The sequence below is a fragment of the Actinomadura rugatobispora genome (genome assembly GCF_042656285.1).
Taxonomy (GTDB): Bacteria; Actinomycetota; Actinomycetes; order Streptosporangiales; family Streptosporangiaceae; genus Spirillospora; species Spirillospora rugatobispora.
In genome coordinates, this window is the sequence record NZ_JBHSON010000002.1 from 216,548 (window position 1) to 240,516 (window position 23,969).

The window sequence follows — 23,969 nt, forward strand, 5'->3', positions numbered from 1 at the left end:
GGCCGGCTCGCGCCGTTCAGGACCGCAGCGCCCCCTCCGCGATGTTGTGGCTGGTGCCGGCCTGGATCGGGGTGACGCCGGTGAGCCGGATGCCGGCCCTGTCGAACAGCGCCTCGATCTCCGCCTCCGAGCGCTCGTGGCCGCCCGTGAGGACCATCATGTTCAGGTCGCTCATCACCGTGTTGACGATCTCGCCCGGTTCGCCGCCCGCGGGCTGGGACGGCTCGATGAGGACGATCCTGTCGTCGCCGGACATCGCCTCGGCGCACCTGCGCAGGATCGCCTCGCTGCGCTCGTCGTCCCAGTCGTGGACGACGCTCTTGAGCACGTAGAGGTCCCCGTCGCCGGGGACCGAGGTGAAGAAGTCGCCCGCGCGGACCTCGCAGCGGTCGGCGACGCCGGCGTCCGCGAGGGTCTTGGCGGCCTGCTCGACGCCCTGGGCGGTGTCGAAGAGGACGCCGCGGAGCCCGGGCGCGGTGCGCAGGATCGCGGCGATCAGCGTGCCGTTGCCGCCCCCGACGTCGACCACGGCGCGGAAGCGGGAGAAGTCGTATCCGGTCACGAGCCGGTCGGTGACGTCCCCGGTCAGCTCGCCCATGGCGACGTTGAAGGTCGCCGCGGGCCGCGGGTTGCGGTCGAGGTACTCGAAGTAGTCGGTTCCGAAGATCTTCTGGAAGGCGTTCCCGCCCGTCCGGACGCTGTCCTCCAGGCCGCCCCAGCTCTGCCACAGCGCCTCGCCGCCGATGTGCATGGCCAGCTCGCGCAGGGTGCCGGGGGCGTCCGAGCGCAGCGGGCCGCCCATCGGGCCGAGCGTGTAGACGCCCGGGCCCTGCTCGACGACCACGCCGAAGCAGGTGAGCGCCCGCAGCAGCCGCTTCAGGGACGCCGGGTCGGACGAGGTCGCCGCCGCGAGCTGCTCCGCCGTCCGGGGGCCGCCGTCCAGCACGTCGGCTATGCCGAGCCGGGCGGCCACGTGGATCACCCGCGCGGGCATGTGGCCGAAGATCAACCTCTTGATCATCCCTTGGGCGTCCATGCCCCCGTCGCCGTGGTTCCTCGGGCCGGACTCTTGCATGGCTTCTCCTTCGGAGTCGTGGTGACCGTTCATTCGGACGAGGAGAGGGAGCTCCCCTGCGGGGACGGCCGCGGGGAGCCGCACCAGTGCGCCACCGCCTCACGGACCCGGCCGGGGCTCGGCGCCCGGTGGCTCCAGGCCAGGTAGCCGTCCGGGCGCAGCAGCATGACCGTGGACGCGCGCGACGGCCGCTGCCCCGGCGCCGCGACCGCCGTGACCCTGTCGCCCCAGCCGGCGACGGCCGCGGCCGCCGCGCCGTCCTCCGAGTGGTCCAGGAGAAGGAAGCGATCGGGCTCGACCAGTTCGTACAGGCGCACCCGGCGGCCCTCGACGGACAGCTCGCGGTCGTCCACCCGCAGACCGGTGGCCGACGACCGGGGCAGTCCGGGCGGAGCCGGATAGCTGATGTTCATCCCGGCGATCGTCCGGCGCAGGAACCTGGTGATCAGGGGGATCGCCAGCACGAGCCGCGCCGCGTAGGGCCGGACCACGTGGACGGCCCGCGGCGCCACCGCCGACCTCAGCAGCAGGTCGCTGATCTTCAGGGCGGTGCGCCCGACCGGGTGGCGCTCGGTCTGGTAGGAGTCCAGCAGCCAGTCCGGGGCCCGGCCGCGGTGCGCGGCGATGAGCTTCCACGCCAGGTTCGCGGCGTCCTGGATGCCGGTGTTCATCCCGAGGGAGCCCATGGGGGAGTTCACGTGCGCCGCGTCCCCGGCGAGGAAGACCCGTCCCACCCGGTACCGGTCGGCCTGGCGGCGCTCGGTCAGGAACCGGGTGGACCACCGCATCTCCTCGATGTCGATGTCCCTGCCGCTGATGCGCCGGATGGACTCCAGCACCTCCGCGACGCCGAGGGGGGCCTCCAGCGGGACGCCCTGCTGGGCGCGGTCCCAGATCACCGCGCGGTACCAGCCGTCCCCGAACGCCGGGAACAGGATCGCGCCGTCGCGGCCCATCAGGCCGTTGATGCCCTCCTGCATCCGGGAGGTGGTGCGGATGTCGGCCAGCAGCAGCTTGGTGTCGTAGTTGCGGCCGGTGAAACCGACGCCGAGGAGCGCCCGGACCCGGCTGTGCGCGCCGTCGCACCCCACCACGTAGTCGGCGGCCGGGCCGGGCGCGCCGTTGACCTCGAGCGCGACGCCGCCGGCGTCCTGCTCCAGACCGGTCACCTCCGCACCGGTCTCGATCTTGGCGCCCAGTTCCTCGGCGCGGCGCAGCAGCAGCGCCTCGGTCCGGGCCTGCGGGACGATCAGGACGAACGGGAACCGGCTCTCGGGATGCCGGAAGCTGAGACTGAGGTCCCCGCGCCCCATCTGCGGGCGGAACATCCCCACCGGACGGCCCTGCGGCACCAGTTCGTCCGCGCACCCCCGCATGTCGAGGATCTCCAGGGTGCGCGCGTGCACCCCGAACGCCCGGGTCAGGTTGGACTCCAGGGCGCGCTTCTCCAGGACGGTCACCGGCACCCCGGCGGCCGCGAGATCACCGGCCAGCATCAGCCCGGTCGGTCCGGCCCCGACGACGATCACGCTCATGACACGCTCCCACGGCACTCGCTGTGCGGCTTCCACGGCTTGGCGGTCCGATCCTCGCCCCGGGGGCTTGAACCGCGCTTGAGCGCAGGTGGAGCGGGCGGACGAGGGAGGGCGGGCGCGGCCACGTCACACCTCCCGGCCCGCCGCCGGTGCGCGCAGCATGTCGAGGACGGCCGCCGACCAGGAGAAGCCCTGGCCGACCCCGGCGACCAGGCAGCGCTGGCCCGGGCGCAGCGCGCCCGAGTCGGCCAGCAGGCCCAGCAGGGCGATCTGGTCACCGGCTCCCAGGTGCCCGATCTCGCGCCCCAGCGACCAGGTCGTCCGCTCCGGATCGATGCCGAACGGATCGAGGAAGTGCGCCCGCAGCCGGCCCAGGCCCAGGCTCGGGAGCACGAACCAGTCGATGTCGGCGAGCTCGGCGCCGGCCTCGGCCAGCGCCCGTTCGAAGGTCTCCCGCTGCCCCGCGTCGATGCGGCCGAGCACCTCGTCGAGACCCACCTCGGCGACCAGCGCCTTCCGCCCGGCCTCGAGATCGACCGTCCGCCGGACGCCGAACGGCGCGTCCCCGGACGGGTCGTCGCCCCGCGACATCCGCTCCAGCTCCGGGTCGGAGACCGTGACCAGGCTCCGGACCCGGGCGAAGCCGGGCCGGCGCGACAGCACCGCCGCGGCGCCGCCGTCGCCGCAGACCGTCCCGGGATCGCTGCGCCACCGGTCGTACCCGGGCGGGCAGAACCGGTCGCCGGTCGTCACCAGGACATGGCTCCGGGCGGGGTCGGCCATGAGGTGGTTCGCGGCGAGGTCCATCGCGGCCATGCCCCCGTTGGACATCTGGCCGATCTCGATGGCGGGGCACCGGTTGCCGACCGCGACCCGCTGGACGTACGAGGCGGCGGGCCACATGTCGTGGCCCTGGTAGTAGGTGCTGGCGTGCAGCAGCAGGTCGATCTCGTCCGGCCGGCACCCGGCCCGGCGCACCGCCGCGCGGGCGGCCTGCGCCGCCATGTCGGGGGCCGGCTCGGTGCGCGAGACGCGGACCGCGGCGATGTCGGTCCGCCACAGCGCCCTGGCGTCGCACAGTCCGGCCCGGTCGGCCTCGTCGAGGGTCATCCGCTCCGGGAGCCGACTCGCCGCCGCGGCGACATGGAGGTCGTCGAATCTCACGTCACTCTCCCTGGGAGTCGCCGAGGTGCATTTCCCGGAGCAGCGCGGTGGTGTGCTCGGCGCGCCGGAACCGCGGCTCGCCGATCACCTTGCGCAGCAGTCCGGTGGTGGTGTGCACGCCGGGGCCGCCGACCGTGAACTCGCCGAGCGCCCGGTCCATGCGCGCGACGGCCGCGTCCCGGTCGGGTCCCCAGGTGACGACCTTCGCGATCAGCGAGTCGTAGTGGGGCGGGACCCTGCGGCCCTGGTAGGCGTCGGTGTCCACCCGGGTGAACGGCCCGCCGGGCGGCCGGAACGCGGTGAGCGTCCCGGGCGCGGGCGCGAAGCCGCGCTCGGGGTCCTCGGCGTTGACGCGGCACTCGATCGCGGCGCCGTGCCGGCGCACCTCGTCCTGCGCGAAGCCGAGGGGGAGCCCGGCGGCGATCCGGATCTGCTCGCGGACCAGGTCGATGCCGGTGACCATCTCGGTCACCGGGTGCTCCACCTGGATCCGGCAGTTGATCTCCATGAGGTGGAAGTCGTCGCCGTCGACCAGGAACTCGAAGGTGCCGGCCCCGGTGAAGCCGCAGGCGAGGGCCCCGGTGACGGCGGCCTCGCACATCCGCTCGGTCATCGCGCGGTCGACGCCCGCGGCGGGGGTCTCCTCGACGAGCTTCTGGTGGCGGCGCTGGACGGAGCAGTCCCGCTCGCCCAGGTGGACGCCGTTGCCGTGCCGGTCGCACAGGACCTGCACCTCGATGTGCCGCGCCGGCTCCACCAGGCGCTCGAGGTAGACCCTGCCGTCCCCGAACAGCGACTTGGCCGCCGCACGGGTCTCCCGGTAGGCGCGGACGAACTCGCGCGGCCCGCGCACCGGCGTCATCCCGCGCCCGCCGCCGCCCGCCACCGCCTTGATCATCAGGGGGTAGCCGACGGCGTCGGCCATCCGCTTGGCCTCGGCCGCGGCGGCGCCGGTGGCGTCGGTGCCCGGCAGCACCGGCAGCCCCGCCTCGCTCATGATCCGCCGGGCCGCCGCCTTGTCGCCCAGCCGGGCCATCACGTCCGCGGGCGGGCCGATGAAGGTCAGGCCGCCGGCCTCGCAGATCTCGGCGAAGTCGGGATCCTCGGAGAGGAACCCGTAGCCGGGATGGACCGCCTCGGCGCCGGTCTGCAGCGCCGCCTCGGTGATCGCCGGCGCGCTCAGGTAGCTGCGCCTGGGCGCCGCGGGGCCGATCCGCACCACGCTGTCGGCGAATCCGGTGACGGCCGACTCCTCGTCGGCGGTGGAGCACACCGCCACCGTCCGGATGCCCATCTCGCGGCAGGTCCTGGCCACGCGCAGGGCGATCTCGCCCCGGTTGGCGATGAGTACCGTGCTGAACATCTCGCTCCTCGCTGCCGTCGGGACGGCCGTCAGCCGCCGGCCGGGGCGAGCGCGATGAGCGGCTGCCCGTACTCGACGGCGGTGTCGTTCGGCACGAGCAGCTCCACGATCCGGCCGCCCTGCTCGGCTTCGATGGCGTTCATGAGCTTCATGGCCTCGAGGATCCCGACCTGCTGCCCCGGCTCGACGACGTCGCCCGGACGGACGAACGGCGGCTCGCCGGGGCCGGGCGCCTGGTAGAACGTCCCGACCAGCGGCGCGCAAATATGGATCAGCTCGCCGTCGGAGCCGGACGTGGTGTCGGCGGAGTCGGTGGAGTCCGCGGGGATCGGCGCGGCGGGCTCCGCGGCCACGGGCTCCGCGTACTCGCCGTTCGCGCCCGGTACGGGCCACTCCAGCTCGACCGTCACGTCCTCGGCCTGCACCTTGATCCGGCGCAGAGGCCGGCGGGCCTCGAGCGCCAGCGCCTCGGCCCGCCGGATGATCTCGTCGATGATGCTCTCGGCGCTCACGTCGCCCCACCTTCCTGATCACGGTCCGCCGGCGCCGCGCCCATCCCGCGGAACCGGCGGCGCCGGTCGCGCAGCAGCGCCTCGACCGGGCGCGGGGACAGCTCGTCCAGCGCGGCCGTCAGCGCCGCCCCCAGCCGCTCGGCCGCGAGCATCGGGTCGCCCTGGACGCCCTCTTCGGGTTCGGGGATGACCCCGTCCACCACACCGAGGCTCAGCTGCGCGCCGGCGTCGATGCGCAGCGCCGCCGCGGCCTCGGCCGCCCTGGCCCGGTCCCGCCACAGGATCGCCGCGCAGCCCTCCGGGCTGATGACGGAGTAGATCGAGGACTCGAAGGCGAGCACCCGGTCCGCGACGCCCAGCGCGAGCGCGCCCCCGCTGCCGCCCTCGCCCGTGACCACGGCGATGATCGGGACGGGCAGCCGCGCCATGAGCCGCAGGTTCTCCGCGATCGCGATCGCCTGGCCCCGTTCCTCCGCCTCGATCCCGGGGTGGGCGCCCGGCGTGTCGATGAACGTGACGACGGGGAGCCCGAGCTTGGCGGCCATCCGCATGAGCCGCGCCGCCTTGCGGTAGCCGTCGGGGGTCGGCATGCCGAAGTCGCGCGCGATGAGCTCGGCGGTGCTGTGCCCCTTCTGGTGGCCGACCACCATCACCGGCCGCCCGTCCAGCCGGGCGGGACCGCCCGTGATCGCCGGGCTGTCACCGGACATCCGGTCGCCGTGCAGCTCGATGATGCCGTCCGCCATGTAGGCGAGGTAGTCGAGCGTCGTCGGGCGGTCGATGTTCCGTGCCTGCCGCATGTTCTCCACCGGTTCGCGCGGCGAAGGCGCCGCGGGGGCCCGCGTGGCCGGATCGCCGCGCGCCGTGCCGTCCTCCCGGTGGCGCGGCTCCTGGTCCCGCGCGCCCTGCCCGTCCTCGTGGAAGGCCAGCAGCCGCGCCAGGGTCGATCGCAGCTCGGCCCGCGGGCGGATGTCGTCGACCAGGCCGTGCTCCAGCAGGAACTCGGCGGTCTGGAAGTCGTCGGGCAGCCGCTGCCCGATGGTCTGCTCGATCACCCTGGGGCCGGTGAAGCCCATGCGCGCGCCGGGCTCGGCGATGATCACATCGGTCAGCGTCGCGAACGACGCGGCCACCCCCGCGTACGTCGGGTCGGTGATGACCGAGACGGTGAGCACCCCGGCCTCGTCCAGCTCGGCGAGGGCGCCGCCCGTCTTGGCCATCTGCATGAGGGCGAGGATCCCCTCCTGCATGCGCGCCCCGCCGGAGGCAGTGACCAGCACGAGCGGCACCCGGTCGGCCAGGGCCGCGTCGGCCGCGCGGGTGATCCGCTCGCCGACCGCCGTGCCCAGGCTCCCGCCCATGAAGCGGAAGTCCATGGCGGCGACCACGGCCGGCCGTTCCTCGATCGTGCCCCGCACGCAGATCACCGCCTCGTCCAGCCCGGTGCTCTCCCGGGCCAGGCGGAGCCGCTCCCGGTAGGGGGCGGTGTCCACGAAGCCGAGCGGGTCCTCCGGCGTGCGCGGGGACGGCAGCGGCACGGCCGACCCTTCGTCGAGCAGCTGCTCCAGCCGCCGCGGCGCGGTGATCGGAGCATGGTGCCCGCAGTCCGGGCACACGCACAGGTCGCGGGTGAAGCGTTTGCCGTAGACCGGCGTTCTGCACCTGCGGCAGGCGACCCAGTCGGCGATCGCGGAAGGAGAGGTCTGGGTCATCACGGGACTCCAGAGGAATGTCGCGAACTGATATCCGGCCCCGAAACTGGCAGCCCCGGCTCAGGGATGGTTCGAGCCTCGATCCAGCGACCCCGGAGTCCGCTCCGCGTCCAGCCGTCCTCAACCCGTCCTTGAGACGCCACCGGCACGATCGGCCATCGGCAGGATCGCCACGACCGCGACCGCCCGGAACACCCCCCGACGAGCCCGAACACAGGAAGAACCGCCATGCCGAACCCGCAGGAGAACGCCAGGCGGCCCGTCGCGCTGCTCTTCCCCGGACAGGGCTCGCAGCAGGTGCTGATGGGCGCCGGGCTGTACGGGCACATGTCCGTCTTCACCGACGTCATGGACACGGTGTTCCGGCTGTGGGGCGAGGAGGGCGCGAGCATCAGGGCGGACTGGCTGTCCGGCGGCCCACCCGAATTACTCGACGACGTGACGCGTGCGCAGCCGCTCCTGTTCGCGCTGAACTACGCACTCGGCAGAACCGTCCTGAGCTGGGGCGTCCGGCCCGCCGCCCTGCTCGGGCACAGCGTGGGCGAACTGTCGGCCGCGGTCCTGGCCGGCGTCTTCGGCCTCGCGGACGGGGCGCGCCTCATGATGGACCGGATCACGACGATCGCAGGCACGCCGCCCGGCGGGATGCTGGCGGTGGCCGCGTCGCGCGAGGAGGTGGAGCCCTACCTGTCCGGGGAGGTCTCCGTCGGCGCGGTCAACGCCCCGCGCCAGGTCCTGCTCGCCGGGCCGGCCCGGCCGCTCGCCGAGGCCGAGCGCCGGCTGCGGGCCGACGGCCGCACGTGCCGCATGGCGAAGGCACGGCAGGCCTTCCACAGCCCGCTCCTGTCCGGCGCGGTGGACAGGTCGGCCCCTGCCTGGAAGGAGACGGAACTCCGGGCTCCGGAGCTCACCGTCTACTCCGCCTACCTCGGTGCCGTGCTGTCACCCGAGGACGCCCGGGATCCCGGCTTCTGGGCCCGCCAGCCGGTCGATCCCGTGCTCTTCGGGCCGACGCTGGAACGGATGCTCGACGGCGGCGACCACCTCCTGGTCGAGGCCGGGCCGGGGCAGGGACTCAGCGCGCTGGCACGGCGCCGGCCCGCGGTGACCTCGGGACGCAGCGCCGTCACCGCCATGCTCCCGGCCAGGGCGGGCGACCCGGCCGGCGACCGCGCCGCGGTGCTGAACGCGGCCGAGCGCATCTCGGCCGAGGGCCACGACATCGACGGGGACGCCGTCCGTTCGTGAACACCGTCTTGGAGGGCGACGACAGTGAGTGATGCGATAGCGGTCATCGGGCTGGCCTGCCGCCTCCCCGGAGCCCCGGATCCGGCCGGATTCTGGCGGCTCCTCCGGAACGGCGCCGACGCCGTCGGCGAGCCCCCGGACGACCGGCGGGACCTCCGGGACCTCGCCGAGCACACGGGCGTGCGCCGGGGCGGATTCCTCGAACGGGTCGACGCCTTCGACGCGGACTTCTTCGGGATCTCGCCGCGCGAGGCCGCCGCGATGGACCCGCAGCAGCGGCTCATGCTGGAGCTGAGCTGGGAGGCCCTGGAGAACGCCCGCATCGCCCCCGGCACGGTGCACGGCACGGGGACGGGCGTGTTCGTCGGCGCGGTCTGGGACGACTACGCCGCCCGCACCTACCGGCAGGGACCGGCGGCCGTCTCCGAGCACACCATGACCGGGGTGCACCGCTCCATCATCGCCAACCGGATCTCCTACGCCCTCGGCCTGAACGGGCCGAGCATGGCCGTGGACACCGGGCAGTCCTCGTCGCTGGTCTCCGTCCACCTGGCCGCCGAGAGCCTGCGGCGCGGCGAGACCGACCTGGCCGTGGCGGGCGGCGTCAACCTGATGCTCGCCCCGGAGAGCACCCTGGGCTCGCTTCGATTCGGCGCGCTGTCCCCGGACGGGCGCTGCCACACCTTCGACGCGCGGGCCAACGGCTACGTGCGGGGGGAGGGCGGCGGGGCGGTGGTGCTCAAGCCGCTGTCCCGGGCGCTCGCCGACGGTGATCCGGTCTACTGCGTCGTCCGGGGCGGGGCCACGAACAGCGACGGCGCCACCGAGGGGCTCACGGTGCCGAGCCGGCGGGCCCAGGAGGAGGTGCTGCGGGAGGCGTACCGGAACGCGGGCGTCGATCCGGTCGATGTCCAGTACGTCGAACTGCACGGCACCGGGACCCCGGTGGGGGATCCGATCGAGGCGGGGGCGCTCGGCGCCGTGCTCGGCTCCTCCCGGCCGGCCGGCGCCCCGCTGCCGGTCGGCTCGGCGAAGACGAACGTGGGCCATCTGGAGGGTGCCGCGGGCATCGTCGGATTCCTGAAGACGGCGCTCGCCATCAGCAACGGGGAGATCCCGCCCAGCCTCAACTTCGAGCGGCCCAACCCGCGGATCCCGCTGGCGGACTGGGGACTGCGGGTCCAGACCGAGGCGGGGCCGTGGCCGTCGCCCGAGCGGCCGCCGGTGGCCGGTGTGTCGTCGTTCGGGATGGGCGGGACCAACTGCCACCTGGTGCTGGCCTCACCGCCCGCAGCCGAACCCGCGACGACAAGGACCCCGGCGGAGGAGAGAACGGGCGAGCCCCGTCCAGCGCCGTGGGTGGTCTCGGGACGATCCGCGCAGGCGTTGCGGGCGCAGGCCGACCGGTTGCGGGAGTTCGCCTCTACCGAACCGGCGTTGGACACCGGCGACGTCGGCTTCTCCCTCGCCACCTCGCGCACGGCCTTCGAGTACCGGGCGGCGGTGGTCGGCGACGACCGCGACGATCTCCTCGCCGGGCTGCGGGCGCTGGCGCAGGGCGAGCCCGCCGCGAACGTGGTCCGGGACGACACGATCGGCGGAGGGCTCGCCTTCCTGTTCTCCGGCCAGGGCTTCCAGCGGCCGGGTATGGGACGCGCGCTGTACGGCTGCTTCCCGGCCTTCGCCGCGGCCTTCGACTCCGTCCGCGCCGAACTGGACCCGCTGCTGGACCGCCCGCTCGGCGAGGTCGTCTGGGCCGAGGACCACTCGGCCGACGCCGGCCTCCTGGATCGCACCGACCACACCCAGGCCGCCCTGTTCGCCGTCGAGGTCGCGCTCTACCGGCTCTTCCAGTCGTGGGGCGTCGAGCCCGATTTCGTGGCCGGCCACTCCGTCGGCGAGTTCGCCGCCGCGCACGTCGCGGGCGTCCTCACGCTCGCCGGAGCGTGCACGCTGGTCGCAGCGCGCGGGCGCCTGATGCGGGAACTCTCGCCAGGCGGGGTGATGATCTCGCTGCAGGCTTCCGAGGACGAGGTCCGCCCGCTGCTGGGGGGCGGCCGGGCGCGGCTCGGCATCGCGGCCGTCAACGGTCCAAGCTCGGTCGTGGTCTCCGGTGAGGCGGCCCCCGCGGTGGAGGTGGCGGCGCATTTCGAACGGCTCGGCCGCAGGACCCGGCGGCTCAACGTGAGCCACGCGTTCCACTCCCCGCTGATGGCGCCCGTCCTGGACGGGTTGCGCGAGGCCGCCGGCCAGGTGGACTTCCACGCTCCGAGCGGCCCGCGCCTGGTGTCCACGGTCACCGGGGAGATCGCGACGGCGGAACGGCTGTGCTCGGTGGACCACTGGATCGACCACGTCCGCCTGCCGGTGCGCTTCGCCGACGGAGTCAGGACGCTGCAGGGCCTCGGGGCCCGCCATTTCCTGGAGGTCGGCCCCGGCCACGGCCTCACCGTCATGGGCCAGGAGAACGTCACGGGCGCGGACTGCGCCTTCGCGCCGTCCCTGGACACCTCCCCGGAGGCGACGGCCGAGGTGCGGTCGGTCACCGCCGCGCTGGGCTGGCTGCACGTCCGGGGCGTGGACGTCGACTGGGAGGCCGTGTTCGGGCCGCACGCCCGGAAAGTGGACCTGCCGACGTACGCCTTCCAGCGCAGGCGCCACTGGCTGCATGAAGACCGCGCGACAACGCCCCCCGGGACGGCGCCCCCGGAAAGGGCAGAGCCCAGCGACGTCGACATGCGCGACCTCGTGCGCGCGAACGTGGCGGCGGTGCTGGGGCACGACGACATGGAGTCCGTCGACGAGCGGCGTCCGTTCAAGGACCTGGGGCTCGACTCCCGCATGGCCGTCGAACTCCGCACCAGGCTGCGGGAGGCGACGGGACTGCGGCTGCCGACGGCGCTGGTCTACGACCACCCGACGCCCACGGCGCTGATCGATCACCTGCGGAGTGAGGCGACCGGCGGGCGGGCCGGGCAGGCGGCGCCCGGCCCGGCCCGCCCCGCACCCGACGAGCCGGTCGCCGTCGTGGCGATGAGCTGCCGGTTCCCCGGCGGCGTGCGAGGCCCGGACGACCTGTGGCGGCTGGTCGCCGAGGGCACGGACGCGATCTCGGAGTTCCCCGGCAACCGTGGCTGGGACCTGGCGGAGCTGTACGATCCCGAGTCCACCCGGCCCGGGACCTCCTACACGCGGCACGGCGGGTTCCTGCACGACGCGGACGAGTTCGACGCCGAGTTCTTCGGCGTCCACGCCCGCGAGGCCACCGCGATGGACCCCCAGCAGCGTCTCCTGCTGGAATCGTCGCAGGAGGCGCTCGAACGGGCCGGGCTGGATCCGGCCGCCCTGGGCGATGCCGGGCGCCCGGTGGGCGTCTACGTCGGTGCGATGGCGCAGGACTACGGTCCGCGCCTGCACGAGTCCGGCGGGGGGAACGACGGTTTCGGCGGCTACCTGCTGACCGGTGCCACCCCGAGCGTCGCCTCCGGCCGGATCGCCTACGTCCACGGCTTCCAGGGCCCGGCCGTCACGGTGGACACGGCGTGCTCGTCCTCGCTGGTCGCGATCCATCTGGCCGTTCGCGCGCTGCGGCAGGGCGACTGCGGGCTGGCGCTCGCGGGCGGTGTCGCGGTGATGCCCTCCCCGGGCATGTTCGTCGACTTCAGCAGGCAGCGCGGGCTCGCCCCCGACGGCCGCTGCAAGGCGTTCGCGGCCGGCGCGGACGGCACGGCCTGGGCCGAGGGCGTGGGCCTGCTGGTGCTGGAGCGCCTGTCCGACGCGCGGCGCCACGGGCATCCCGTCCTCGCCCTCGTGCGCGGCGGCGCGATCAACCAGGACGGCGCCAGCAACGGCCTGACCGCTCCCAACGGGCCGTCCCAGGAACGGGTCATCCGGCAGGCGCTGGACGACGCGGGGCTGTCCACGGGCGAGGTGGACGCGGTCGAGGCGCACGGGACGGGCACGGCCCTTGGCGATCCCATCGAGGCCCAGGCGCTGCTCGCCACCTACGGCAGGGACCGGGAGCCCGGCCGGCCGCTGTGGCTCGGCTCGTTGAAGTCGAACATCGGCCACAGCCAGGCGGCGGCGGGCGTCGGCGGCGTCATCAAGATGGTGCAGGCGATGCGCCACGGCGTACTCCCGCCCACCCTGCACGTCGACGAGCCCACGGCGCACGTGGACTGGTCGGAGGGCGGCGTGTCCCTGCTCACCCGGACGGTCCCGTGGCCGGAGAGCGGCCGTCCGCGCCGGGCCGCGATCTCCTCCTTCGGGATCAGCGGGACGAACGCGCACCTCATCGTCGAGGCTGCGCCTGCCGACGAGAGCGTTGAGGCGGCCGAGAACGGTACGGCCGGCGGGCCCGTCCCCTGGGTCGTGTCGGCGCGGAGCGGGTCGGCGCTGCCCGCGCAGGCGGCCCGGCTCCGGGAGTTCGCTGAGGCCGAACCCGGGGCGAGCCCGGCCGACATCGGGTTCTCCCTGGCCACCACGCGCCCGCGCCACGAGCACCGCGCGGTCGTCGTCGGCGCGGACCGGGCCGAGTTGCTCGCCGGGCTGGACGGCATCGCACGCGGTGAACCCCGGCCCAACCTGGTCACGGGCGCCGCGACCGGCGGCGGCACGGTGTTCGTGTTCCCCGGCCAGGGCTCGCAGTGGGCCGGAATGGGGCTGGACCTGCTCGAATCCTCCGCGGCGTTCCGCGGTCGGTTCGAGGAGTGCGCCGCGGCGCTGGACCCCGTCACCGGCTGGTCCCTCATCGACGTGCTGCGCGGCGGGCCGGACGCGCCGTCGCTCCAGCGGGTGGAGGTCGTGCAGCCGGTCCTCTTCGCGATGATGGTGTCGCTGGCCGCGGAGTGGCGCGCCCATGGCGTGGAGCCGGACGCGGTGGTCGGCCACTCGCAGGGGGAGATCGCCGCGGCCTGCGCCGCCGGAGCGCTGTCGCTGGAGGACGCCGCGAAGGTCGTCGCCCTGCGCAGCCGGGCCATCACCGCACTCGCCGGGACCGGCGGGATGGCGTCGGTGCCGCTCTCCGCCACCGACGTCCGGCGGCGGCCCGCGCCGTGGGACGACCGGATCCACATCGCCGCGATCAACGGGCCGCGCTCGACCGCCGTCGCCGGGGCGCCCGGCGCGCTCGACGCGTTCATCGCCGCGTGCCAGGCCGACGGCGTGGACGCCCGCCGGATCGATGTGGACTACGCGTCCCACACCCCCGACGTCGCCGTGCTGGAGGAACGGCTGGGCGACCTGCTCGCAGGCATCACGCCCCGGCCGTCCGACGTCCCGTTCTACTCGACCCTCACCGGGGAGCGGATCGACACCGCGCGCCTCGGCCCGGACTACTGGTTCGAGAACCTGCGCAACACGGTCCGGTTCGGACCGGCCGCCCGCGCCCTCATGGACGCCGGGTACCGCGTCTTCATCGAGGTCAGCCCGCATCCGGTGCTGGCGGCCGGGGTTCAGGACGCCGCCGACGACCACGGCGGCGGGGCGGTGGCGCTCGGGTCGCTGCGCCGGAACCAGGGCGGGCGAGGCCGGTTCCTGACGTCACTGGCGCAGGCCCACACGCACGGGACCGCGGTCGACTGGAAGGCGGTGTTCCCCTCCGCGGCACGGGTCGACCTGCCCACCTACGCCTTCCAGCGCCGCCGCTACTGGCTCGAACCGCCGTCCCCCGCCCTGGACCTCGGTTCCGCGGGCCTGGCCCCCGCCGAGCACCCGCTGCTCGGTGCCGCCGTCGGGCTGCCGCCCGACGGGATGCTGTTCACGGGGCGGCTGGCCGCGCGGACCCCTCTCTGGCTGGCCGACCACGCGGTGCACGGCACGGCGCTGCTGCCCGGGACGGCCTTCCTCGAACTGGCGATCCGGGCCGGCCGGCAGGTGGGGTGCGGGCGGCTCGAGGAGCTCACGCTGGAGGCCCCGCTGCCGCTTCCCGAGCGGGGAGGCGTCCAGCTCCGGGTGTCGGTGGGGGACCCGGACGGCGCGGGCCACCGGTCCGTGGGCGTCCACTCGCGTCCCGAGGACGCGGCACCGGAAGAGCCGTGGACGCGGCATGCGGACGGGCTGCTGGCCCCCGTCCCGCACCGGGGTGGGGGAGAGGGCGCGCGGCCGTCATCGGCGTCCCCGGTGGAGCCGGGCGCCTGGCCGCCCCCGGACGCGAAGCGGGTCGACGTCGGCGACGCCTACGATCGGCTGGCCGCCCGAGGGTACGAGTACGGCCCCACCTTCCGCGGGCTGCGCGCCGCGTGGCGTCTCGGGGACGACCTGTTCGCCGAGGTCGCCCTTCCCGAAGAGGCCCGGGACGACGCGCACGCCTACGGCCTGCACCCCGCGCTTCTCGACAGCGCGCTGCACGCGTGGCTGCGGTTCGGCCCGTCCGCCGAGGACGGCCGGATGCTTTTGCCGTTCTCCTGGACGGACGTCGCTCTGCACGCCGAGGGCGCGTCGGTGCTCCGGGTGCGGATGGCCCCGGCGGACGGCGGCGGGGTGACGATCGAGGCCGCCGACGCGGCGGGCACGCCAGTCTGCACGATCGGCGGCCTGGACCTGCGAGAGGCGACGACGGAGAGCCTGCGGGGCGCCGACAAGCGGTTCCAGGCGCTCTTCCGCATGGGCTGGACGTCGATCACCGGCCCGCCGTCCTCGCCCTCCGCCCGCCTGGCCGTCCTGGACGAAGAACTGGACGCCGTTGATGCCCCGGCGTTCGCGGATCTCGCCGCTCTGGGCGAGGCCGTCGACGGAGGGCTTGCGGTGCCCGACACCGTGCTCGCCCTGTGTCCCGGAGGGGATGCCGGGTCCCCTCTTGAGGCGGCGCATGACATCACGCAGCGCGTGCTCGACCTCGTGCAGGCATGGCTGGCCGATGAGAGGTTCGCCGCGTCCCGGCTGGCCCTTGTCACACGAAACGCGGTCGCGGTCGACGAGGGCGTAGAAGTGGACGCGGAGGGGCTGGCACAGGCGCCCGCCTGGGGGCTGGTGCGCTCGGCCCAGTCGGAGAACCCCGATCGGTTCGTCCTGGTCGATGTCGACGACGATGACGCGTCCCGCAGCGCGCTGCGCGCCGCGGTCGCGACGGGAGAGCCGCAGCTGGCCGTGCGCGGCGGCGAGGTGCACGCCGCGCGGCTGGCCGGGGCCGCGTCGGGCGAAGCCCTGATCCCTCCCGAGGGCGCGACGGCCTGGCGGCTCGACGTGACGAGCACGGGCACGCTGGAGAACCTCGCGCTCCTGCCGTCCCCGGAGGCGTCCGCGCCGTTGGCCTCGGGGCAGGTGCGCGTCGCGGTGCGGGCGGCCGGCGTCAACTTCAAGGACGTGCTGCTCGCGCTGGGCCTGCTCGACGGCGCATCGGACGAGCCCATCGGCAAGGAGGGCGCGGGCGTCGTCCTGGAGGTCGGTCCTGACGTGACGGACCTGGCCCCGGGCGACTCGGTGATGGGCTTGTTCGAGGGGGCGTTCGGCCCCAAGGCCGTGACCGATCGGCGGCTGGTCGCGCCCGTGCCCGAGGGCTGGTCGTTCGAGCAGGCGGCCTCCGTTCCGGTCGTGTTCCTCACCGCATACCTGTGCCTGGTCGATGTCGCCGGGGTGCGCCCGGGGGAGTCGGTGCTGGTCCACGCGGCCACCGGCGGGGTCGGCATGGCAGCCGTCCAGCTGGCCCGTCACCTGGGCGCCGAGGTGTTCGGGACGGCCGGGCCGGGGAAGCGCCACGCGCTGGAAGAGATGGGACTGGACGACGATCACGTCGCCTCGTCGCGATCGCTGGAGTTCGAGGACCGGTTCGCGGCCGGCGGCGGGGCGGACGTGGTGCTGAACTCGCTGGCCGGGGAGTTCACGGACGCCTCCCTGCGGCTGGTGCCCAGGGGCGGGCGGTTCGTCGAGATGGGCAAGACCGACGTCCGCGACCCGGTGCGGGTGGCGGCGGTCCATCCGGGCGTTCGGTACGAGGCGTTCGACCTGCCGGCCGTCCCGCCGGACCGCGTCCGCGCCGCGCTGGGCGAGCTGCTCGACCTGTTCGCGCGGGGGGCGCTGGAACCGCTGCCGCGCACGACCTGGGAGGTCCAGCGCGCGCCGGAGGCCTTCAGGCTCCTCAGCGGGGCCGGGCACATCGGCAAGATCGTGCTGACCATGCCGCGAGCGCTGGATCCGCGCGGCACCGTGCTGGTCACGGGCGGCACGGGGACGCTGGGCGGCCTGCTGGCCCGCCATCTGGTGACCGGCCACGGGATCCGGCACCTGCTGCTGACCAGCCGCCGCGGACCGGACGCGCCGGGCGCGGCGGACCTGGTGGCCGAGCTCGCCGAGCTGGGCGCCGAGGCGACGGTCGCCGCCTGCGACGTGGCCGACCGCCGGGCGGTGGCCCGCCTCCTGGCCGAGGTGCCCGACGCCCGCCCGCTCACGGCCGTCGTGCACACGGCGGGCCTGCTGGACGACGCCGTCACCTCGTCGCTGACCTCGCGGCGGCTCCAGCGCGTGATGCGCCCGAAGGCGGATGCCGCCTGGCACCTGCACGAGCTCACCGCCGGGCAGGACCTGGCGGCGTTCGTCCTGTTCTCCTCGGCGGCCGGAGTGCTGGGCGAGGCGGGGCAGGGCAACTACGCGGCGGCGAACGCCCTGCTGGACGCGCTCGCCCGGCGGCGCCGCGCGCTCGGCCTGCCCGCGTGCTCCCTCGCGTGGGGCTTCTGGGAGCAGCGCACCGGTATGACCGGGCACCTGGACGACGCCGACGTCGCGAGGATGCGGCGGTCCGGGATGGCACCGCTGCCGACCGGCGAGGCCTTGGCCCTGTTCGACGCCGCCCTCATGATGGGGCGGCCGGCGTTGGTGCCCATGCGCCTGGACGCCGCGGCGCTGCGGGAACACGGCGCGGTGCCGCCGCTGCTGAGCGGCCTGGTCCGCGCCGTCCCGCGAGCCGGCGCGAGGCGGGCGGCGACGCCGAACGGCCGGAACGGCGGCGCCGCTTCGGACGGCGCCGAAGCCCAGGACGACGCGTCGCTGGCGCGGCGGCTGGCGGGCATGCCCGAGGACGAGCAGGAGACCGCCCTGATGGATCTGGTCCGCGCGCACGCCGCGACGATCCTCGGTCAGGTCGGCCCGGAGTTGGTGGAGCCCGGCCGGGCCTTCAAGGAGCTGGGGTTCGACTCGCTCACCTCGGTCGAGCTTCGCAACCGCCTGACGGCCGCCACCGGCGTCCGCCTGCGCGCCAGCGTGACCAGCGACTTCCCGACCCCGAAGGACCTCACGCGGCACCTGCTCACCACGCTGGGCGACTCGGCGGCGGACGCGGAGACGGAGACGGGGGCCGGGGCGCCCGGAGGTGAACGTCAGCCGGGACCAGAATTGGCAGAACGTTTCTCAATTGGTTACCGAATGGACGATGGTGGGAGAATCCATCCGGCCGGAATGAGAAGATCATTTCGCGGGACGCTCGCACTCCCGGTGTCAAGCGGGGTAAAAATACCGCGGAGCGCCGGGGCGGCAGATCTTGGCCGGCCCGCCCCGAGTCGGCGAGGCGCCGACGATCGGGCATCGGCCCACCGCCCCGTGACAGGCCGGAACCCGCATGTCAGCCGGGATGAAACTACACGCTGAAAGGCCGTGAAAGCATAGCGTTGTTTGACCCTCCTCCGGCCCGGTGCAATGATTCAGTCGCGGAACGTGATCACGCGGAACCGGAATTATTCGGCCGTCCCCGGGAATTCGGTGAAGGGAGGGTGGAAGTGAGACTGGTCGGCCGGGACGAGGAGTTCGCCGCCCTTCGTGAGGTCTTCACCGCCTGTCGGCACGGCCGAGGCGGAGTGGCGGTCGTCAGCGGTCAGGTGACCACGGGAAAGACGGCCCTGCTGCGCGCGTTCACGGAATGGGCCGTCGATTCCGGAGCGCTTTTTCTCGGCGCCACCGCGTCCAGGTCCGAGCGGGACGTCCCCTACGGGGTGCTTGAGCAGCTCTTCCGGGAGTGCGACGTTCCCGGCGCGAGCGCGATCCAGGAGACGCTCTGGCCCTTCCCGGGGCCCCTGGACGGGGCGGCCGACGAGGCGCCGGGCCCTGGCCCAGGTCCGGGACGAATGGACCCGCCCAGCCTGCACGGGCTGTGGCAGACCCTGCACGATCACGCCAGGCGCCGGCCGGTGGTGCTCGCCGTCGACGACGTCCACTTCACCGACGAGCCGTCCCAGCGGTCCCTGCTGTACCTGCTGCGACGCCTGCGCGCCACACGGGTGATGGCCGTCTTCACCGAGAGCGGCCAGCCGTGGCACGTGCCATCCCCGCTGGAGCGGGAACTGCTCCGAGACCCCACGGCCCGCCGCCTGCGGCTCGAGGCGCTGTCGGTGCCCGAGGTCGCCGGTTTGCTCTCCCGGCACTTCGGAGACCGGGCGGCCCGGCGGCTGGCGCCCCCGGCCCACGATCTGAGCGCGGGCCTGCCCCTGCTGGTGCACGCGCTGATCGAGGACCACGCAGCCGCCGGCCACTCCGCCGCCGGCCACGAGGCGGCGGCGGAGATCGGCGCCGGCCACGCGTTCGGCCGTGCGGTGCTCAGCCTCCTCGGCCAGCACGATCCACCGGTCATCGAGGTCGCCCGCGCCGCCGCGGTCCTGGACGCGGAGGCCTCCCCGGCCGTGCTCGGACGCCTGGCCGACCTGGACCCCGCGTCATCGGCGCAGGGCCTGCGGGCCCTGACCGACACGGGACTGTTCGGCCGGAGCAGGTTCCGGCACGAGGCCGTCCGGGAGGTCGTCGAGAACAGCATCACCGCCGAGGCCCGCACGACGCTGCACCGGCGCGCGGCCGAGATCCTCTACGGGGACGGCGCACCGGCCACGGACGTCACCGATCACGTCGTCACGGCGGGTTCCATGGACGACCCGTGGGTGGTCCGCGTGCTCCGCGAGTCCGCGGCGCTCGCCCTCGCCAGCGACGACCCGGCGGCATCCGGCACCTGCGGTCGGCCTACCGGCGGAGCGGCGACGAAGCGGAACGTTCCGCGATCGCCGCGGCGCTCGCCCGCGCGGAATGGCGCCTCGACCCCTGCGGCGTCCTGGGCTCCCTGCCCGAACTCGCCACCGCGGCCCGCGCGGGGCGGCTGTCCGGTGACGACGTCCACGCCCTGATCACCTATCTGTTCTGGCACGGCAGGGCGGGCGAGGTGCAGGACCTGATCGAGAACGTCCGCGACCAGAGGAACGCGGTCCCGCCCTCCATGACGAGGCAGCTGGGGTGCTGGTTCTCCTATTTCCACCCGGGCCTGATGGTGGGCGTGTCCCCGGCGGGCGAGGAGCAGCCGCTGGATTCCGAGCGGACGCTCTCGACGTCGGTGAACGTGCGGATCCGGGAATCGATGGCGCCGTCCTCGGAGTTCATGGACGGGAACGCCGCCGTCGTCTCCCTCGCGGACGGGATTCTGGAGCGCTCCCACCTCGACGACGACAGCCTCTTCCCCCTCCTCGCGGCGCTGGCGATCCTGATGTACGGCGAGCGGCTGGACGAGGCCGCGTCCTGGTGCGGTTCACTCCGGGCCGAGGCCGCGGCCAGGCGCAGTCCCACCTGGGAGGCCCTGTTCGCGGCCACGCACGCCATGATCAGCCTGCGTCAGGGCGACCTCCTGGCGGCGGAGCGGCACGCCGGGTCCGCGCTCGGCATCCTGCCCGCCCAGAGCTGGGGGATCGCCATCGGGCTGCCGCTGTCCGCGGCGGTGCTGTCGGCGACGGCGAGGGGCGACGAGTGGCAGGCGGAAACGCTGCTCGACCTCCCCGTGCCGGACGGGATGTTCCACACGCCGTGCGGACTGCACTACCTCTACGCGCGCGGCTGGTACTACCTCTCGGTGGGGCGCCCGCAGGCGGCGCTCTACGAGTTCGAACTGTGCGGCCGGATGATGGCCGAGTGGGGGATCTTCTTCCCCACCTTCGCCCTCTGGCGCCTCGGCGCCGCGCGGGCCCACCTTCTGCTCGGCGATCCGGAGACGGCCGCCCGCTTCGTCGAGGAGCAGCTCGCCCTGACCGCACCCGGGCATCATCGGACCCGGGGGCACGCGCTGCGTTTCCTCGCCGCGGCGCGCGGCGGCGATCCGGCGCTGCTCGACGAGTCGGCGCTCCTGCTGGAGGACTCCGGTGACCGGCTGGGGCTGGCCTGGACGATGGCCGATCTGAGCGACGCGCGGCAGCGCCTCGGCGACTCCGACGAGGCCAGGACGCTGGCGTTCCGCGCGCAGGTGCTGGCCGAGCAGTGCGGCACCGATGTACGGCCCGGCCGGACCGGCGATGACGCGGAGGACGAGGGCCCCGCCGTCGGTACCGTGCTCGGCGAGCTGAGCGACGCGCAGCGCCGGGTCGCGGCCCTCGCCGCCGCCGGACATACCAACCGGGAGATCTCCGACAAGCTCCACGTCACGGTCAGCACCGTGGAGCAGCACCTCACGATCGTCTATCGCAAGCTCAGGGTGCGGCGCATCGGGCTGCGCCGGGTGTTCGAAGGCGCGTCCACCGCACCCCGCGGACCGGTCGGCTGAGGCTTCAGACGCTGCGCAGCACCGAGACGACGATGCCCAGGACGACGGCCTCGTCGCCGTCGATGACGTCGTAGTCGGGGTTGCGGGGCTCGAGCAGGACGTGGCCGCCGCGGCGCCGGAACACCTTGACGGTGGCCTCGCCGTCGATCATCGCGGCGACGATCTGGCCCGAGTGGGCCTCGGACTGCTGCCGGACCACCACGATGTCGCCGTCGCAGATCGCGGCGTCGATCATCGAATCACCGCGGACGCGCAGGCCGAAGACGGTGCCGCGCCCGGTGAGCTCGCGGGGCAGCGACAGAGTGTCGTCCATGTGCTCCTCGGCGGAGATGGGGGTGCCGGCGGCGATGTGGCCGACCACGGGCACGGTCACCGACTCCTCGGCGGGCTCTCGCGCCGGGTTCTCGTTCAGGAACATCCGCACGTCGATCGGCCGGGACATCGCGGACCCGCGGCGCAGGAAGCCCTTCTCCTCCAGGCTCGCCAGGTGCCGGGACACCGAGGACGACGACCGCAGCCCGACGGCGTCGCCGATCTGGCGCGTGCTCGGGGGATAGCCGTACCTGACCACCCAGTCCCGGATCGTGACCAGGATCCGCTGCTGGCGCGGGGGCAGGGCCGAGGCGTCCAGGCCCTCGAAAACATCAAGATCATCGTGTCCGGTCACCCATGGAAGTGTAGAGGCACCGGCTGACACCGGAGCCCGGACGCCGCTTCGGCCCGCCTCTGGGAACCGACCCCGGTGAGGCTCTCGCCCGGCAGGTTGACGACCCGGACGTGCACGCGGACCCGTTCGGGCATCCACCAGTCGGTCCCGACACGGCGGTCGGGACGCACCCAGAAGACGTCGAGTTGCTCGGGCCCGCGTGAGGCGACGGCCAGGGCGGAGCGCCGCGGCGTCGCCCGGTCGCCCGTCATCACGTGCCCGGCCGGCGCGATCGAGCGGGACGGCCAGTTCGCCGAGGTGGTCGCGGACGCGGCTGATCACCTTCACCGGGCCGCCCTGCGCGCGGGCGGCCTGGAGCGCGGTGATCGGCCAGGGCGCTCCAGGCGGCGGTCGCCACGGCGCCGTCCGCGTGAATCAGAACGCGTGAGGGCGGGATCGCACGGCCCCGGGAGCGGCCGGCCAGGCTTCACGAAAAGAGCGGCGTTTCCGGTCTGTCTATTGTGATCGTCCATGAGCCGATCAGGGTGGATCAGTGCGCTCCTCTGGCTGCTGGTGGTTCCGTTCGCCGCATGGGCGAGCCTGAGGGTCACGGGGTGGACGCCCACCTGGCACTGGGTGTCGCTGGTCGCCTTCACCCCCTACGCGGCGGCCGGCTCGGTGGTGCCGCTGATCCTCGCGCTCGGGCTGCGCCGCACGGCGGCGGCCGTGACGGCGGGCGTCACGGCCATCGCGTTCGCCGCGGTCGTTCTGCCCAGGCTCCTGCCTGACGGCAACCCCGAAGCGCGTGGAGCGCGGCTGGCGGTGCTCGGCGTCAATCTGGCGGTGGGACAGGCCGACGTGGCCGCACTGGTGAAGCTGGTCGGCACTCTCCGGCCCGATGTGCTGACGGTGCAGGAACTCACCCCGCAGGCGGCCGAGCGGCTGAACAGGGCGGGACTGCGCGGGCTCCTGCCGTACGCGGTCGACCGCTCGTCCGTCGACCCGCAGGGCTCGGGCATCTACGCCCGTCACCCGCTCACCGAACTGCCGGTGATCGAACTCGGTGGTTTCCGGCAGGCGCGGGCCACGCTCGCACACGCCGGCGGCAGGCGCGTCGAGGTCGTCTCCGTCCACCCCTGCTCTCCCAGCGACGTGCACGACACGCCTTGCTGGGCGGAGGGGCTCAGGGCGCTGCCGAGAGCGGGCGGCGGGCTCACGGTGCTCGCGGGCGATTTCAACTCCACCCTGGACCACCGGCCGCTGCGCGACCTGCTGGACAGCGGGTACCGCGACGCGGCCGACGTCAGGGGGAAGGCGCTGATACCGACCTGGCCGCAGCGGTGGTGGGACGTCCCGGAGGTGACGCTCGACCACGTGCTCGCCGACCGCCGGATGGCGGTGCGGGATTTCAGCGTGCATTCCCTGCCCGGCACGGACCATCGGTCTGTGTTCGCCGCCCTGCGCCTGCCCTGACGATCGGTCGCCGCGGACCACATCCGGACACGGCGAGGCCGTTGCCGGTCGTCCCGTTCCGGCCTTCGTGACGCGTTCGTCCGCCCGGCACGCCAAGCGAACCGTGTTCGGTGGGTGCGCGCCCAATGTCGTGTGTTCGGAGAAAATCGAAGCTTGAGTGCCCGGTCGTGCCGAAGAGCGTTATTGTTCCTCGGCACCGGACTTCAATTCCGTTATGTTCGCCGTGTGGCGAGAGTCGTGCGCGCCTCGTCGCGCCATGCCCAGAAGGACGCGATGGATGGCAGCACAAGCAGGCCGGCCGGTGGTCGAACGAGCCGCGTTGGAACGTGCCTTCGGGGTCTGGCTGGCCGCGGTGATCGTCGCCGGTGGCACCTGGCTGGGCATGCTCCTGATCGCGGACCGGATCGACGCGCTGATCGCCGCGGTCGGCGGTTTGGCAGCGCTGATCGTCAGCCTCGCGGTCGCGGTCGCGGCCTACCACGTCCAGTACGCGCGCGGGCTTCGCACCTGGGTGTCCCACCGGGAGAGCGACGATGACCGGTTGGAGAGGCGGTTGCGTGAGTTGGTCGATGGGCCGTTGCCTGATTTGATCGGGCGGCTTCGTGCGGGGGCGTCGCCGCAGGAGACTCTGGCTGATCTGAAGGCTGTTCCCGATCATCTGCTGGGCCGTTTGGTGCATGTGGTGGCTGAGGGTGTGGCGTCGGGTGAGCGTGATGCGGCGGTGGCGCGTGGCGAGTTGGAGTCTTTGGAT

At 74.0% G+C, this 23,969-nt stretch carries 13 protein-coding genes; 6 read left to right on the top strand and 7 right to left on the bottom strand.

Going from position 1 to position 23,969, the window contains the following annotated elements:
* Positions 1-16 precede the first annotated feature (16 nt).
* The 6 genes from ACFPZN_RS02230 to accD all read right to left on the bottom strand — a co-directional run bounded on the left by ACFPZN_RS02230 (position 17) and on the right by accD (position 7,361).
* Positions 17-1,075 carry a methyltransferase gene (locus tag ACFPZN_RS02230; protein ID WP_378279572.1) on the bottom strand — a complete coding sequence of 353 codons (1,059 nt, stop codon included), beginning with the start codon at positions 1,073-1,075 and terminating at the stop codon, positions 17-19.
* Positions 1,076-1,104: 29 nt separating this feature from the next.
* The gene (locus tag ACFPZN_RS02235) at positions 1,105-2,610 is read right to left on the bottom strand and encodes an FAD-dependent monooxygenase (RefSeq protein WP_378279574.1); all 1,506 of its coding nucleotides are present in this window, start codon (positions 2,608-2,610) and stop codon (positions 1,105-1,107) included.
* 126 nt (positions 2,611-2,736) lie between these two features.
* A complete protein-coding gene (locus ACFPZN_RS02240) occupies positions 2,737-3,774 on the bottom strand; it encodes a ketoacyl-ACP synthase III family protein (protein ID WP_378279576.1) in 1,038 nt (345 codons plus the stop codon).
* A 1-nt stretch (position 3,775) separates the two neighbouring features.
* On the bottom strand, positions 3,776-5,137 hold the full coding sequence (locus ACFPZN_RS02245) for an acetyl-CoA carboxylase biotin carboxylase subunit (protein WP_378279578.1): 1,362 nt from the start codon (positions 5,135-5,137) through the stop codon (positions 3,776-3,778).
* A gap of 29 nt (positions 5,138-5,166) precedes the next feature.
* Positions 5,167-5,649: an acetyl-CoA carboxylase biotin carboxyl carrier protein gene (locus tag ACFPZN_RS02250; protein ID WP_378279580.1), complete on the bottom strand. Its 483-nt coding sequence runs from the start codon at positions 5,647-5,649 to the stop codon at positions 5,167-5,169.
* A complete protein-coding gene (gene accD, locus ACFPZN_RS02255) occupies positions 5,646-7,361 on the bottom strand; it encodes an acetyl-CoA carboxylase, carboxyltransferase subunit beta (RefSeq protein WP_378279582.1) in 1,716 nt (571 codons plus the stop codon). Before accD ends, ACFPZN_RS02250 begins: the two co-directional genes overlap by 4 nt.
* 228 nt (positions 7,362-7,589) lie before the next feature.
* Between accD and ACFPZN_RS02260 the strand changes: the two genes are divergently transcribed.
* The 4 genes from ACFPZN_RS02260 to ACFPZN_RS02275 all read left to right on the top strand — a co-directional run bounded on the left by ACFPZN_RS02260 (position 7,590) and on the right by ACFPZN_RS02275 (position 21,099).
* Entirely contained in the window at positions 7,590-8,609 is a 1,020-nt protein-coding gene (locus tag ACFPZN_RS02260) for an acyltransferase domain-containing protein (protein WP_378279584.1), read from the top strand.
* Positions 8,610-8,633: 24 nt separating this feature from the next.
* Positions 8,634-18,185 carry a type I polyketide synthase gene (locus tag ACFPZN_RS02265; RefSeq protein ID WP_378279586.1) on the top strand — a complete coding sequence of 3,184 codons (9,552 nt, stop codon included), beginning with the start codon at positions 8,634-8,636 and terminating at the stop codon, positions 18,183-18,185.
* Positions 18,186-18,313: 128 nt separating this feature from the next.
* A complete protein-coding gene (locus ACFPZN_RS02270; protein ID WP_378279587.1) occupies positions 18,314-19,702 on the top strand; it encodes an AAA family ATPase in 1,389 nt (462 codons plus the stop codon).
* A 1,025-nt stretch (positions 19,703-20,727) separates the two neighbouring features.
* On the top strand, positions 20,728-21,099 hold the full coding sequence (locus ACFPZN_RS02275; protein ID WP_378279601.1) for a helix-turn-helix domain-containing protein: 372 nt from the start codon (positions 20,728-20,730) through the stop codon (positions 21,097-21,099).
* 4 nt (positions 21,100-21,103) lie between these two features.
* Here ACFPZN_RS02275 and lexA read toward each other — a convergent pair whose 3' ends face one another.
* Positions 21,104-21,766, bottom strand: coding sequence for a transcriptional repressor LexA (gene lexA, locus ACFPZN_RS02280; RefSeq protein ID WP_378279590.1), 663 nt, complete (start codon positions 21,764-21,766; stop codon positions 21,104-21,106).
* A 510-nt stretch (positions 21,767-22,276) separates the two neighbouring features.
* On the opposite strand from lexA, the gene ACFPZN_RS02285 reads away from it, so the two are divergent.
* Positions 22,277-23,218 (top strand): endonuclease/exonuclease/phosphatase family protein, encoded by a 942-nt coding sequence (locus ACFPZN_RS02285; protein WP_378279592.1) that lies wholly within the window; start codon positions 22,277-22,279, stop codon positions 23,216-23,218.
* A 277-nt stretch (positions 23,219-23,495) separates the two neighbouring features.
* Positions 23,496-23,969 (top strand): hypothetical protein (locus ACFPZN_RS02290; RefSeq protein ID WP_378279594.1); only part of this gene is annotated, 474 nt, incomplete at its 3' end.